The sequence below is a fragment of the Anoxybacteroides voinovskiense genome (assembly GCF_014196205.1).
Lineage (GTDB): Bacteria > Bacillota > Bacilli > Bacillales > Anoxybacillaceae > Anoxybacteroides > Anoxybacteroides voinovskiense.
Genome location: NZ_JACIDE010000011.1, coordinates 1 through 13,085, shown reverse-complemented (window position 1 = coordinate 13,085; position 13,085 = coordinate 1). Strand labels below are relative to the sequence as shown.

At 45.0% G+C, this 13,085-nt stretch carries 15 protein-coding genes; 1 reads left to right on the top strand and 14 read right to left on the bottom strand.

Annotation, left to right across the window (positions count from 1 at the left end):
* Positions 1 to 65 precede the first annotated feature (65 nt).
* Positions 66 to 983: a dipeptidase gene (locus GGR02_RS09085; protein ID WP_183184416.1), complete on the bottom strand. Its 918-nt coding sequence runs from the start codon at positions 981 to 983 to the stop codon at positions 66 to 68.
* Between the two features lie 164 nt (positions 984 to 1,147).
* Here GGR02_RS09085 and GGR02_RS17525 point away from each other — a divergent pair, with 164 nt between their 5' ends.
* A complete protein-coding gene (locus tag GGR02_RS17525) occupies positions 1,148 to 1,282 on the top strand; it encodes a hypothetical protein (protein WP_260175040.1) in 135 nt (44 codons plus the stop codon).
* Positions 1,283 to 1,314: 32 nt separating this feature from the next.
* Here GGR02_RS17525 and spoVS read toward each other — a convergent pair whose 3' ends face one another.
* The 13 genes from spoVS to yfmF form a co-directional block, all read right to left on the bottom strand.
* A complete protein-coding gene (gene spoVS, locus GGR02_RS09080) occupies positions 1,315 to 1,575 on the bottom strand; it encodes a stage V sporulation protein SpoVS (RefSeq protein WP_027408762.1) in 261 nt (86 codons plus the stop codon).
* A gap of 114 nt (positions 1,576 to 1,689) precedes the next feature.
* Complete coding sequence (locus GGR02_RS09075; protein WP_183184415.1) at positions 1,690 to 2,484, bottom strand: TIGR00282 family metallophosphoesterase; 795 nt, start codon at positions 2,482 to 2,484, stop codon at positions 1,690 to 1,692.
* 84 nt (positions 2,485 to 2,568) lie between these two features.
* Positions 2,569 to 4,128 (bottom strand): ribonuclease Y, encoded by a 1,560-nt coding sequence (rny, locus tag GGR02_RS09070; RefSeq protein ID WP_183184414.1) that lies wholly within the window; start codon positions 4,126 to 4,128, stop codon positions 2,569 to 2,571.
* Complete coding sequence (locus GGR02_RS09065; RefSeq protein ID WP_183184413.1) at positions 4,118 to 4,285, bottom strand: hypothetical protein; 168 nt, start codon at positions 4,283 to 4,285, stop codon at positions 4,118 to 4,120. The genes rny and GGR02_RS09065 overlap by 11 nt, the downstream gene beginning before the upstream one ends.
* A gap of 173 nt (positions 4,286 to 4,458) precedes the next feature.
* Complete coding sequence (recA, locus tag GGR02_RS09060) at positions 4,459 to 5,508, bottom strand: recombinase RecA (protein WP_183184412.1); 1,050 nt, start codon at positions 5,506 to 5,508, stop codon at positions 4,459 to 4,461.
* 109 nt (positions 5,509 to 5,617) lie between these two features.
* On the bottom strand, positions 5,618 to 6,856 hold the full coding sequence (locus GGR02_RS09055; protein ID WP_183184411.1) for a competence/damage-inducible protein A: 1,239 nt from the start codon (positions 6,854 to 6,856) through the stop codon (positions 5,618 to 5,620).
* A gap of 15 nt (positions 6,857 to 6,871) precedes the next feature.
* Entirely contained in the window at positions 6,872 to 7,450 is a 579-nt protein-coding gene (pgsA, locus tag GGR02_RS09050) for a CDP-diacylglycerol--glycerol-3-phosphate 3-phosphatidyltransferase (protein WP_183184410.1), read from the bottom strand.
* A 53-nt stretch (positions 7,451 to 7,503) separates the two neighbouring features.
* A complete protein-coding gene (locus GGR02_RS09045; RefSeq protein WP_183184409.1) occupies positions 7,504 to 8,370 on the bottom strand; it encodes a helix-turn-helix domain-containing protein in 867 nt (288 codons plus the stop codon).
* 20 nt (positions 8,371 to 8,390) lie between these two features.
* Positions 8,391 to 9,182 carry a DUF3388 domain-containing protein gene (locus tag GGR02_RS09040; RefSeq protein ID WP_183184408.1) on the bottom strand — a complete coding sequence of 264 codons (792 nt, stop codon included), beginning with the start codon at positions 9,180 to 9,182 and terminating at the stop codon, positions 8,391 to 8,393.
* Positions 9,183 to 9,311: 129 nt separating this feature from the next.
* A complete protein-coding gene (locus GGR02_RS09035) occupies positions 9,312 to 9,560 on the bottom strand; it encodes a DUF3243 domain-containing protein (protein ID WP_183184407.1) in 249 nt (82 codons plus the stop codon).
* A 74-nt stretch (positions 9,561 to 9,634) separates the two neighbouring features.
* Entirely contained in the window at positions 9,635 to 10,348 is a 714-nt protein-coding gene (gene ymfI / locus GGR02_RS09030) for an elongation factor P 5-aminopentanone reductase (RefSeq protein ID WP_306415764.1), read from the bottom strand.
* A 39-nt stretch (positions 10,349 to 10,387) separates the two neighbouring features.
* Complete coding sequence (gene yfmH / locus GGR02_RS09025; protein ID WP_183184405.1) at positions 10,388 to 11,680, bottom strand: EF-P 5-aminopentanol modification-associated protein YfmH; 1,293 nt, start codon at positions 11,678 to 11,680, stop codon at positions 10,388 to 10,390.
* Positions 11,680 to 12,960 (bottom strand): EF-P 5-aminopentanol modification-associated protein YfmF, encoded by a 1,281-nt coding sequence (gene yfmF / locus GGR02_RS09020; RefSeq protein WP_183184404.1) that lies wholly within the window; start codon positions 12,958 to 12,960, stop codon positions 11,680 to 11,682. Before yfmF ends, yfmH begins: the two co-directional genes overlap by 1 nt.
* Between the last annotated feature and the right edge of the window lie 125 nt (positions 12,961 to 13,085).

Below are 13,085 nucleotides of genomic sequence, written 5' to 3'. Positions count from 1 at the left end.
AAACGATTCCATTCTAGACCTATCGGAAAAAAAATGCAACCCTTTCTGTCAAAAATCGTTCATATTTATTGCGGCAAATGGTCATAAAAATTGCGAAAGAGAAAACGGTCGACCGTTCTCGCGGCGTACCGTTTTTGTAGCTCGTTGACAAGCGTTTCATAGCCGCGAGTGTTTTCTAGCCCGAGCGTCGTTTCATCGATGCCATCAAAATCAGAACCAAATCCAACGTGCTGTTCTCCGCCGAGCGAACAAACGTGGTCTAAATGGCGAAGCACATCGGCAATAGATGCTTGTTTTGTCGTTAAAAAATATGGGACGAATGTAATCCCGATCATGCCGTTTTTTTCGATTAACGCGCGAATTTGTTCGTCGCGCAAGTTGCGCGGATGCGGGCATAGCGCGTAGGCATTAGAATGCGAAGCAATTGGGAATTCAGCGATTTCGACCGCTTCCCAAAACGCTTTTTCCGATAAATGAGAAACGTCTGTCCATCGCTTCGCCTCGTTTAATTGCGCAATCACTTGTTTTCCGAAACGGGTTAATCCTGCCCCACGCTCTTCCCATGCTCCGTCCGCGACAGCGTTCGCCCAATTCCATGTCAATCCGACCGACATGACTCCAAGCCGAAGCAATGTTTTTAATTTGACCATGTTCGTTCCAATTGCTTCGCATCCTTCTAACGTGAGCATCGCCCCGATTTCATCGTCTGCTAATGCGTCAATGTCCGACTTCGTTTGGACAAATTTAATCGCAGGGAAGCGCCCAATAATATGTTCGAAAAATAAGTCAACCATTTCAAGCGCCACCGTAAACCGCGCTTCTTCTGGGATATATTCTGGGATATAAATGGCGAAACATTGCACTTTGCTTTTTGTTTTTGCTAGCGACTGGAACGTCACATGAAGCTCTTGGCTATCTGCAAACGAAAGGGAACGATTTTTCCATAGTTTCATTAATGCGTCACAATGTGCGTCAAAAATCATGCTGAACACCTCTATATTTAAAATAAAATAACCTGTTTGAAAAGACAAACAGGTTATGCTATCGCGAGTGTTGATTATCCATTATTTTACTAAAAAACACAGGATTATATGGCTGAACACAAGCTTTTCTGCCTCTCCCCTCGAACAAGAACGCCGGCGGGCAAATGTTATTTGCCCGCGAAGCGTTCATTGTTCGAGGAGGGCATGCGTACAGCATGCCCAGTCGGCAAGCGAACCGCTTGCCGACTACGGCAGAAAAGCTAGGAATAGAGCGATGCCAACTGGTTTTTAATGGTTAATCAACACGCCTGTTATGCTATCAGTGAATGAATTAGCGAGGCTCGACAATCAATTTAATGGCTGTCCGCTCTTCGCCATCGATAATGATATCTGTAAATGCAGGAATACAAATAAGGTCTACTCCGCTCGGTGCCACAAATCCTCGTGCGATCGCTACGGCCTTAACGGCTTGGTTTAATGCACCTGCGCCAATCGCTTGGATTTCGGCAGCTCCGCGTTCGCGCAATACCCCAGCAAGTGCACCAGCTACAGAGTTCGGGTTCGACTTTGCTGAAACTTTTAATATTTCCATTCCTGGTTCCTCCTTAATTTCTGCAATGATGAGTTCAATGTTACTATATTCACTGTTTTGTCAAGTATTCCTGCTAAGCGAGAAAATATTTTTCAAAAATTCTTAAAAAGTGAACTATTCAAAATAAGGATGGTCATCGTTAATAAGAATTCGCTCAATCTTTTTTGCTTTCCCTGTTTTTGCATCTATTTCAAGCAAAACGGCGCTTAGTTGGCTTCTTCCTTCTGTCACCTCAAAACGAACAGGAAGCGATGTTAAAAATTTCCGCAGTACCGCTTCGCGATCGACGCCTAAAATGCCGTCATACGGGCCGGTCATGCCGACATCTGTCATGTATGCTGTGCCTTTCGGTAAAATGCGGGCATCGGCTGTTTGGACGTGCGTATGCGTGCCGATGACAGCGGAAACACGTCCGTCTAAATGCCATCCCATCGCCTGTTTTTCGCTTGTCGCTTCGGCGTGAAAATCAACAAAAATCATCGGCGTTCGCTGCATTGCTTCTGCAACCAATTCGTCCGCTTTACGAAATGGACAATCAATGGCCGGCAAAAACGTCCGTCCTTGCAAATTAATGACCGCTACTTCCCCATGCTCTGTCGCGATATAAACAATTCCTTTTCCGGGCGTTCCAATCGGCAAATTCGCCGGCCGAACTAATGCTTTTGCTTCATCGATAAACTCAAAAATGTCGCGATTGTCCCACGCGTGATTTCCTAATGTGACCGCATGCGCTCCTTGTTCTAAAAATTCGCGATAAATTTTCCCTGTAATCCCTTTTCCGCCAGCCGCGTTTTCTCCGTTAATAATAATGAGGTGTGGCTTATGTTTTGTTTTTAGTTTTGGGAGATATTGTTCGACCATTTTTCGTCCTGGTGCTCCGACGACATCTCCAATAAACAACAATCTCATCGTCTAACCCTTTCTACACGTAAAGTTTTGCTAGTTCAAGTTTGGCACAAAATCGAAAAAAAATAAAGTGGCAATGCTGCCACTTTATTTCGCGTACTCTACCGCTCGCGTTTCGCGAATGACGGTAATTTTAATATGCCCTGGGTAATCGAGCTCTTCCTCAATTCGTTTGCGAATGTCGCGCGCTAATCGATGTGCTTCGAGGTCGTCAATTGCATCTGGTTTTACAATGATGCGCACTTCCCGACCTGCTTGAATCGCATACGATTTTTCAACGCCTTCGTACGATTCAGCAATTTCTTCAAGCTTTTCAAGGCGGCGAATGTAGTTTTCCAACGTTTCGCTTCTTGCCCCAGGTCTTGCCGCCGACAACGCATCCGCCGCTGCAACAAGCACGGCAATAATCGATGTTGGCGCCGTATCGCCATGGTGAGAAGCGATGCTATTGATGACAACCGGATGTTCTTTATATTTCGTTGCCAACTCGACACCGATTTCAACGTGGCTTCCTTCCACTTCATGGTCAATCGCTTTACCGATGTCATGAAGAAGACCAGCCCGCCTTGCAAGCATTTCGTCTTCTCCAAGCTCTGCCGCCATCAATCCTGCAAGAAATGCCACTTCCATTGAGTGTTTTAGCACGTTTTGCCCGTAGCTTGTCCGGAATTTCAAACGTCCTAAAATTTTAATTAAATCCGGATGCAAGCCGTGCACGCCTACTTCAAACGTCGTCTGTTCTCCGACTTCGCGAATATGTTCATCCACTTCGCGTCTTGCTTTTTCAACCATCTCTTCGATTCGTGCCGGATGAATGCGTCCGTCTTGGACAAGCTTATCTAAAGCAAGTCTAGCCGTTTCGCGACGAATTGGGTCAAAGCCGGATAAAATCACCGCTTCCGGTGTATCATCGATAATTAAATCGATTCCCGTTAGCGTTTCTAGCGTACGAATGTTGCGGCCTTCGCGACCAATGATCCGACCTTTCATTTCGTCGTTTGGCAAGTTGACGACCGATACAGTCGTTTCTGCTACGTGGTCTGCCGCACAGCGCTGAATCGCCAGCGATAAAATTTCTTTCGCTTTTTTATCCGCTTCTTCTTTTGCACGTGTTTCTGCCTCTTTAATCATCATCGCGATTTCGTGCGAAAGCTCTTTTTCCACGCGCTCTAAAATAATTTGGCGCGCTGCTTCACGCGATAAGCTAGAGATTCGCTCTAGTTCCGCTTGTTCTTTTTGAACGAGCTCTTCCACTTTGCTTTCCATCTCTTCAATATGCTGTTGTCTTTTGTTAAGTGTTTCTTCTTTTTTCTCTAAAAGCGCCTCGCGTTTGTTTAACGCGTCGTCTTTTCGGTCGAGATTCTCTTCTTTTTGCAATAACCGGTTTTCTTGTTTTTGCAGTTCGCTACGGCGGTCGCGGATATCGCGTTCCGCTTCTGTGCGAAGTTTATGAATCTCATCTTTCGCCTCAAGAAGCGCTTCTTTTTTTAGTGCGTCTGCTTCACGTTTTGCTTCTTCAAGAATTTGGTTAGCTGCCACTTGGGCACCACCAATTTTCGCTTCTGCAATCGATTTACGAACAAAAAAGCCAACAACTGCACCGACGACTAGACTAAGCAAAGCGGAGATGATTATGTTAACACCCATCCTTTTCACCTCCTCTTGCTATAAACTTGTTTGTTGCTTCATGAATGTCGGCAATCGTTACCATTTCCACATACAGCGCAAAGGCTTTTATTTTTGCTGATGGCGTTACAACGTTCAGCAAAACAACAAGCGCTCCCGCTCCGTACGCCCGATTCAAACCGTTTCACCTTTTGGCAAGGATGAAACCCGGACCTTCACTTTTTTCTAAAATATACATGTTCATTTTAAAGGTGGTAACATTTATTGTCAAGATAATAAGCATTACAATATGACAGAATGTTGAAAAAATAAGAACAGACCACGTTTTTTTGCGGCCTGTTCTCATTTTCTTTATTCTTCGAAAAAGTCGAGCTCGTCTTGCTCGTCGGTTGCTGCGCTTGCTACACGCGCTGCGTCTACACCATAATGGTCACGAATTTCTTTTGCAATTTCCTCTGCAATATGCGGGTTTTCTTTTAAAAACTGTTTCGCATTTTCGCGGCCTTGGCCAAGACGCTCGTCTTTATACGAATACCATGAACCGCTCTTTTGAATGATGTCGAGTTCAGAGCCCATGTCAATAATTTCGCCTTCGCGCGAAATTCCTTCGCCATACATAATATCAACATCCGCAGTTTTAAACGGAGGGGCAACTTTATTTTTTACGACTTTAATTTTCGTTTTATTTCCGACCATGTCATTGCCTTGTTTGATTTGTTCCGCACGGCGCACTTCTAAACGAACAGAAGCGTAAAACTTGAGCGCTCTTCCCCCAGGAGTTGTTTCCGGATTTCCGAACATCACTCCTACTTTTTCGCGAATTTGGTTAATAAAGATAGCGATTGTTTTCGATTTGTTGATCGCACCAGATAACTTCCGCAACGCTTGTGACATTAAACGCGCCTGCAACCCAACATGGGAGTCGCCCATATCCCCTTCGATTTCCGCTTTCGGAACAAGCGCTGCCACTGAGTCAATGACGATAATATCTACCGCACCACTTCTTACAAGTGCTTCGGCAATCTCGAGCGCTTGCTCTCCTGTGTCCGGTTGGGAAAGAAGCAATTCGTCGATATTGACGCCTAGGTTTTTCGCATATATTGGATCAAGCGCATGCTCCGCGTCGATAAACGCTGCTTGGCCGCCTTGTTTTTGTACTTCTGCAATCGCATGAAGGGCAACGGTCGTTTTCCCTGAAGATTCTGGTCCATAAATTTCGACGATTCGTCCTCGTGGATATCCGCCTACACCTAACGCGATATCGAGCGCAAGCGAGCCGCTTGAGATGGTCGAAATTTGCCGTTCAGCTTGCTCCCCTAGTTTCATAATCGAGCCTTTGCCAAACTGCTTTTCAATTTGCTTCAGCGCCTGTTCCAAGGCCGCTTGGCGGTCTTGATTCATTTTCCATTCCTCCTTAATCGGTTACTACCTACTACTATATCGCGTTTTCTCTCCTTTGCCAAGAAAAAAATCGAACGTTTATTCGTTTTTTTGTTGAAAAAAAAGCTGCCTATAAGGCAGCTAATCGCTTCAGCACGGCAAAACAACCATATTTAATCGCACGCGTGCGAATCGTTTCTCGGTCGCCAGCAAGCGATAAAGAATGTACCTCCGTTTTCCGTCCATCAGCGATACCAATGTACACCGTTCCCGCCGGTTTTCCTTCGAGCAAATCTGGTCCTGCCACGCCAGTAAAACTAATGCCGATGTCTGCTTGACAAATGTTGCGCACATGCTCTGCGAGAAGCTTAGCGCATTGCTCGCTGACAGCCCCCGCTGTTTCCAATACTTCAGAAGGGATGAATAACACTCGCTCTTTCACTTCGTTCGTATAACAAACAACCCCGCCTTTCACCGCTTTCGAGGCGCCAGGAATGGCCGTCAGCTCAGCAGTAAACCGACCGCCCGTTAAACTTTCTGCCGCTGCAATCGTCTTTTTGTGCGCGTTTAACTGTTCCATCAATTTCGTAAACAGCGTATCTTCGTTATAGCCATATAAATATTGGCCGACGCGCTTAACAATCGCCTGTTCTGTTTCATCCAGTAGCTTTTTCGCCTCGGTAGCGGACGCATGCTTCGCTGTTAGCCGCAGCGTCACTTCCCCATCACCGGCTAGCGGCGCGATCGTCGGGTTTGATTGCCGCTCAAGCAAATCTTCAATTTCCGTTTCGAGCTGTGACTCCCCGATACCAAAAAAGCGCAGCACGCGCGACTCGATGCGTTCATGTTGCTTTAGTTTTCCAAGCAAAAACGGACGAGCATATTGAATAAACATCGGGTTCATTTCTTTTGGCGGGCCTGGAAGCAATATATACGTTATATCGTCTACGGTTAACGCCATCCCTGGCGCCATTCCGTTGTCGTTTTTCAATACGACCGAACCACTTAACACGAGCGCCTGCTTTTTATTGTTTTCCGTCATCGTCCGCTTTGTGCGCGCGTAATATGCTTCAATGGAACGGAGCGCTTCTTCCTCTAGGACAAGTTCTCGGTTTAATATATGTGCGATTGTCTCCTTCGTCAAGTCATCTTTCGTCGGACCGAGCCCGCCGGTAAAAATAATTATATCTGCCCGAGTTTGCGCGATATTCACCGCTTGTTGTAATCGCTCTGCATTATCGCCGACAACCGTATGAAAATAAACGTTAATTCCTAATTCCGCTAGTTGCTGCGACAAAAATTGTGCGTTCGTGTTCGCGATTTGTCCAAGCAACAATTCTGAGCCGACCGCAATCAATTCTGCGTTCATAAACGCCATCCCCTTTTATTTCGAATGCAAAAACGCGTGTTTGTTTTTCGCAAAATAATCCCATCCTGACCAAATGGTAAAAATGACCGCCACCCATAGCGCTAAATCGGCAAACGGAAACGAAAAGTAAGCAAACGGCCAATTGTGGAGCAATAGCGCGGAAATCGCAACAATTTGCGTCCACGTCTTAATTTTCCCAAGCATGTTCGCTGCCACTACTTCCCCTTCTCCCGCCAATACAAGGCGAAGGCCGGTCACCGCAAACTCGCGGCTAATAATGACAATGACCATCCATGCTGGCGCATAATGCAGCTCAACAAGCACAATGAGCGCTGCCGACACAAGCAACTTATCCGCCAATGGATCTAAAAATTTTCCTAAATTGGTCACAAGCTGATATTTCCGTGCATAATACCCGTCAATCCAATCGGTCGCAGAAGCAATAATAAAGATCGCCGCACCGACAAGATGCGTGACAGGAATCGATTCTGATCCCATAAGCACCGCTCCCAAATCAAATGGGACGACCATCACAAGTAAAAAAAGTGGAATAAGCAAAATACGTGCTATTGTAATTTTATTTGGCAAATTCACTATGAATACCTCCGCTGTCAAACGTGTAAAAGTCATCTAAACGAATAGATGACTTACGACTTTTTCACGATAAACTTCAGTTTTTGGTATACTACTTTGCTCGGGTCTATCGGATATGTAAACGGCTGCCCGTTCACTTTTATTTCCACATCCAATGCCCGCCCGATTTTCACAACTACTTCCGTTTCCGATGTTAAATCAAACGATTGTGTTTGTCCATTTTGCAACGTTCCTTTATAAAACGAATGACCTTTCCCATTAAATACTTCCACCCACGAAGCACCTTTTGACGTAAGTTCTAGCTGGAATTGGCTAGCAGTCACTTCTATCGTCGCCGTATTTCCTTTCGTTTCGGTTACCGTGAAGGTCGTCGCAGGCGATTCGGTTGGCTTCGTTTCTTCTTTTGCTTTTTCCTTTTCTTTCTTTTGTTTTTGTTTCTCGGCCGCTTTTTCAAGTGGAGAATTTTTCGACTGCTCTACTTCTGTTGCATTATTCGTCGTCTGTAGCTTCGGCTCTTCGGTAGCGCTTCGGCTTTGCAAAAATACCCAAACCATCACTGCTACACCAACTAGAGCGACAGCAACTAACACTTTTGGCAACAAAGCAAGCCATTTATCATATTTCGTCGTCAGTTGTTGTCGGCTTTTGACGCGGGAAAGCTGTTCTGGCAATTCATCGTGCTGCGTTGGCGGAATCTCGTGCGCATATTCATGGAAGAGTTCCTCGACATCTAATCCGACTGCTTCTGCGTATTGTTTAATAAATGCACGCACGTAAAAGTTACCCGGCATGATTGCATAATTCCCTTCTTCAATGCCGATTAAATAGCGCTTTTGAATTTTTGTCATTTGTTGCAGTTCATCTAAACTGATTTTTTTCGCTTCTCTCGCCTCTTTTAACCGTTTCCCTAGCTCTGTCAACGATAACACCTTCCATTTTGTTAAAAGTCAAACCCCGAAAATCCGTCAGGCGAAAACAACGACTGTTGTTCAACGACATCGTATGTAATTTCTTCGGATGGATCGTTGCGTAATTCAATAATATAGTCAAAATCATCAAGCGTATACTCTGTATGGCGCACAAAAATATCCGGATGCTCGACGACTTTTGTTGCTTCTAAGCGCATCAGCTCACGAATGAGCTGCCAGTGCCGTTCATTCGCACGGCGCGTCGAAACGATTCCGTCAATGATAAAAATATTATTTTCGCTATATTCGTCTTCAATGAGCTGGCTACGAACCGTCTGCTTAATGAGCGTTGATGAAACAAAAAGCCATCGCTTATTCGCACAAACGCTCGCAGCAACAATCGATTCCGTCTTTCCGACGCGCGGCATGCCGCGAATCCCAATGAGCTTATGCCCCTCTTGTTTGAAAATCTCTGCCATAAAATCGACTAAAAGTCCAAGTTCATCCCGAACAAACCGAAACGTCTTTTTATCGTCCGCATCGCGCTGAATGTAGCGACCGTGCCGCACCGCTAGACGGTCGAGCAACTTTGGTTGTCTTAGCTTTGTAATGGTTATGTTATCCATTGTTCGTAAAATCGATGCAAGCCGTTCAATTTGTTCATTATTGTCGCAACGCAACAACATGCCGCGGCGGGAGTCGTGAACGCCGTTAATCGTGACAATATTAATGGACAGCATTCCTAGCAGCGATGAAATATCCCCTAACAACCCCGGACGATTAATATGAATTTCGTACTCTAAATACCACTCTTGCTTCCCCATCCTATTCCCTCCCTTACCGAAGGAGACACGTATCATATGATAAATTCATACTACTATAATATCAATAGGGAACGCAACAGAAAAGGGAACGTTTCTTGTCCATAAAAAAAAAGAGAGGAATGCCCTCTCTTACTTTTGTTGCACTAATTTTACCATCATGTTCGCAATCGCATGTTGTTCGCGCTCGTCCGCTACGCTCCATAAGTCGGAAAGCAACCGTTCTTCCGGTGTTTTCGGGTCAACTTGTTTCGCTAAGTAGTCCCCGATTTGATACGCGACATCGGAAATCACTTCTTGGTTTAATCCTTGGTGCTTCGCCTGTTCCAAGCGATCGCCTAAAAAATCTTTCCATTGTTCAAAGTTGTCTAATACAGACATGTTCTCCCTCCTCTATTCAGTTTCACGTATAGTTTGCCGCCTTCGGACAAAAATATACTTCCTTTTTTGCTTACCTAACAATACCATCCTCCATTGACGCTAATGATTTGCCCCGTAATGTAAGAAGCAGCATCCGAAAGTAAAAATGACACGGTTTGCGCCACTTCGTTCGGTTCACCAATGCGACCGAGCGGGATGTCTTCTGCCATCTGTTGCAGTTCTGTTTCGTTAAATGATTGCAACATCTCCGTCCGAATCGCCCCAGGGGCAACGGCGTTTACGCGAATGCCGCTTGGCGCCAACTCTTTCGCTAATGCTTTCACAAACGTATTTTGTCCGCCTTTCACCATCGAATACACGACTTCACACGACGCTCCTGTCAGTCCCCAAATCGAAGAGATGACGATAATATTGCCGCTTTTTTTTCGAATCATTGGCGAAAGCAATTTTTTCGTAATAAGCACGGGAGAGGTGAGGTGAAGTTGGACGATGCGTTGCACTTCTTCATCGGTCATATCGGTGATGAGCCCATAATAACTATTGCCGCTCACATGAACAATTGCATCAAGCGAACGGTCAATTTGCGCGACAAGTTGTTCTGCCCCGTCACGTGTGGCTAAATCCGCTTGAATCGCAGCACTCCACACGCCTAGCTCTTCACGTAGCGATTCGACACGCAATTTGTTTCGATAATAATGCAAAAAAAGTCCGTATCCATCTAATGCAAGCTGTCGGGCAATGCTCCTCCCGATTCCCCCGCTTGCCCCAGTAATTAGTGCATATTTCATCATATCCCCCCTAAAAAAGCATCCTTATAAAAAGGATGCTCACACTTTTTCTTTCGGAACGACCTGACAGACGGCGAGCTGTGATTCATGAAAACATTCGTCCGCCACTTTTCTCACGTCATCGACAGTTAACGATTGTAACACTTTCGCAACTTCAAATAAACTCGTTTCGTGAAATGCATAGCGCGTAAACTGATTGGCGATATATTCGGGAGAATTTAGTGCACGTAAAAAGGCGCCAATTTTTTTCTTTTTTGCCCTTTCTAACGCTTCCGCTGTCAACATAGATGGTTCAAACGACAAAATCATTTGCTTCAGTTCTTCGGAAAGGCGGTCAGGGTCACTCGTATCCCCGCCGACAATCGCAAATCCAAACGATTCTTCTTCCGTATAGTCATACGCAAACGTTTCATCAATAATCCCCGTTTGGTAGAGACGTTCGTAGTGCGCGGAGCTTTTTCCGAACAAATAATCGAGCAACACGTTCATTGCCAATTCATGTGTTAGCTTTTCTTTTCCTTTTGAAAAAATATGCTTTGCTTTTATGCCGACTAAGCATTTGCTCGTTTGTACGTGCATCGGGATGACGCGACGTGGGGTAGCTACCTCTTTTGGCTCTTCGTATACGTATCGTTGAACCGGCTCTGGTGCCGTAAATGTTTTTTTTGCTTGGTTGCGGCGAATTTGTTCCATCATCGCTTGCTCATCAATTGGTCCAACAATAAATAAAAGCATATTGCTCGGATGATAAAACGTTTCGTAACATTCATATAGCAATTCTTTCGTAATGTCGGCAATCGATTCAACTGTCCCGGCAATATCAATTTTCACTGGATGATTTTGATAAAGGCTTTCAATCACCCCAAAATAAAGGCGCCAATCTGGATTGTCATCGTACATGCGAATTTCTTGCCCGATAATCCCTTTTTCTTTTTCGACCGTTTGTTCCGAAAAATAAGGGGATTGGACGAAATCGATTAACGTTTCGACATTTTTTTCGACATCAGACGTACTGGAAAATAAATATGCCGTTCGCGTAAATGAAGTAAACGCATTAGCCGATGCCCCTTGTTTGCTAAACTGATGAAACACGTCTCCGTCTTCTTTTTCAAATAGTTTGTGCTCAAGGAAATGAGCGATGCCGTCCGGTACTCGCTTCATCTCCATCTTCCCCCGCGGAACAAATTGGTTATCGACCGAACCGTATTTTGTCGTAAACACAGCATACGTTTTGTTAAACGCTTTTTTTGGCAACAAATAGACGTCGAGTCCATTCGGCATTTTTTCATAATATAATTGCTCTTGCAATTGGTCGTAAACGATTTTCTCCATTACTTTTCTCCCTCCATTCCGGTGAGGAAATAAATCGTATCAAGTTCTACTTTTTCGGCGACGCGAATGACGTCTTCGCGTGATACATCTTCGATTTTCGCAAGCCATTCCTCGACTGGGCGCTTTCGAGCGGATATGACGTTATGGTATAGTACTTCGACCAACCCTCTTGGAGTATCAAGCGTTTCAAGTAGTTGATTACGAATGACCGCTTTCGTCTGCGCCATTTCCTCGTCGGTAAAATCGCCTTGCTTCATCGCCTTCATTTGTTCATGAATAATATGAAGCGCTTTTTCATAGTTCGCTGGCTCGATGCCGGTCATCACCATTAATAGTCCTTTATGGCTTTCGAGTCGAGAAGCGGCATAATATGCAAGGCTTGCTTTTTCGCGTACGTTAATAAATAGCTTGGAGTGGGAGAATCCTCCGAAAATGCCGTTGAATTGTTGGAGCGCATAATAATCGTCATCCTCGTACGTAATATGCGTACGGTAGCCAATGTTTAGCTTTCCTTGTTTCACGTCTTGCTTTTCAACCACTTGGCGAACGTCGTTGACTGTTTTTCGTTGTGTAGTGACAGATGCGACCGTTTGTGCCGAACGGCTTGGAAACGAAAAATGGGAACGAATCATTTCTAACGTGCGCATTTCTTCGATATCGCCAATGACGTATAAATCGATTTCGTCTTCTTGCAGTACGTTTTTATAATAAGCAAATAAGTTTTCAGGCGTAATCGCCTCTACGTCTTCGAGCCGACCGTGAACGTGCAGCGCATACGGCTCATTTTGACACATTTCTTCGACGAGGCGCAAGTTCGCATAGCGCATTTTATCATCATATACGGATTGAATTCGTTGCTTTAACGCCCGTTTTTCTTGTTCGACGATTTGCGAAACGAACCGTCCGTTTTCTAACGCAGGGCGAAGAACGATATCGCTTAACAATGAAATCGCGTGATGAAGGAGCGACGTCTGTTCGGATAAAAATTTTTCGTTCGCCACATCTAGGCGAATCGTCATCACATGGTATTCTCCTTTTTTCATTAAATCAACGTTTAACGTTGCGCCATATAAATCGTCTAAATACGTACGAAGCGCCTTCATGGTCGGGTAGGTTGCCGTTCCGCTTTGCCATACGTACGGCAAAAGTGCACGCATCGTCACCGTTTCTTTTGCAAGCGGCGCTTTTAGTTTTAAAACGAGCGTCGTCGTTTTATATTTATCGGTTGGAAGTAAATGCACGCGGAAACCTTGGATGGTTGTTACATGTTCTTGAATCAACGAAATCCCTCCTTTATTTATGTTACACGGGTGTTGATTATCCATTATTTTACTAAAAAACACAGAATCATATGACTGAACACAAGCTTTTCTGCCTCTTCCCTCGAACAAGAACGCCGGCGGGC

What these genes read in the sequence shown, in the direction of transcription:
- GGR02_RS09075 (WP_183184415.1), bottom strand. Translation starts at nt 2,484, where the DNA reads ATGAGATTGTTGTTTATTGGAGATGTCGTCGGAGCACCAGGACGAAAA.
- spoVS (WP_027408762.1), bottom strand. Translation starts at nt 1,575, where the DNA reads ATGGAAATATTAAAAGTTTCAGCAAAGTCGAACCCGAACTCTGTAGCT.
- ymfI (WP_306415764.1), bottom strand. Translation starts at nt 10,348, where the DNA reads ATGAAATATGCACTAATTACTGGGGCAAGCGGGGGAATCGGGAGGAGC.
- yfmH (WP_183184405.1), bottom strand. Translation starts at nt 11,680, where the DNA reads ATGGAGAAAATCGTTTACGACCAATTGCAAGAGCAATTATATTATGAA.
- recA (WP_183184412.1), bottom strand. Translation starts at nt 5,508, where the DNA reads ATGAATCAAGACCGCCAAGCGGCCTTGGAACAGGCGCTGAAGCAAATT.
- GGR02_RS09040 (WP_183184408.1), bottom strand. Translation starts at nt 9,182, where the DNA reads ATGGGGAAGCAAGAGTGGTATTTAGAGTACGAAATTCATATTAATCGT.
- GGR02_RS09085 (WP_183184416.1), bottom strand. Translation starts at nt 983, where the DNA reads ATGATTTTTGACGCACATTGTGACGCATTAATGAAACTATGGAAAAAT.
- rny (WP_183184414.1), bottom strand. Translation starts at nt 4,128, where the DNA reads ATGGGTGTTAACATAATCATCTCCGCTTTGCTTAGTCTAGTCGTCGGT.
- GGR02_RS09055 (WP_183184411.1), bottom strand. Translation starts at nt 6,856, where the DNA reads ATGAACGCAGAATTGATTGCGGTCGGCTCAGAATTGTTGCTTGGACAA.
- GGR02_RS17525 (WP_260175040.1), top strand. Translation starts at nt 1,148, where the DNA reads ATGTTATTTGCCCGCGAAGCGTTCATTGTTCGAGGAGGGCATGCGTAC.
- GGR02_RS09035 (WP_183184407.1), bottom strand. Translation starts at nt 9,560, where the DNA reads ATGTCTGTATTAGACAACTTTGAACAATGGAAAGATTTTTTAGGCGAT.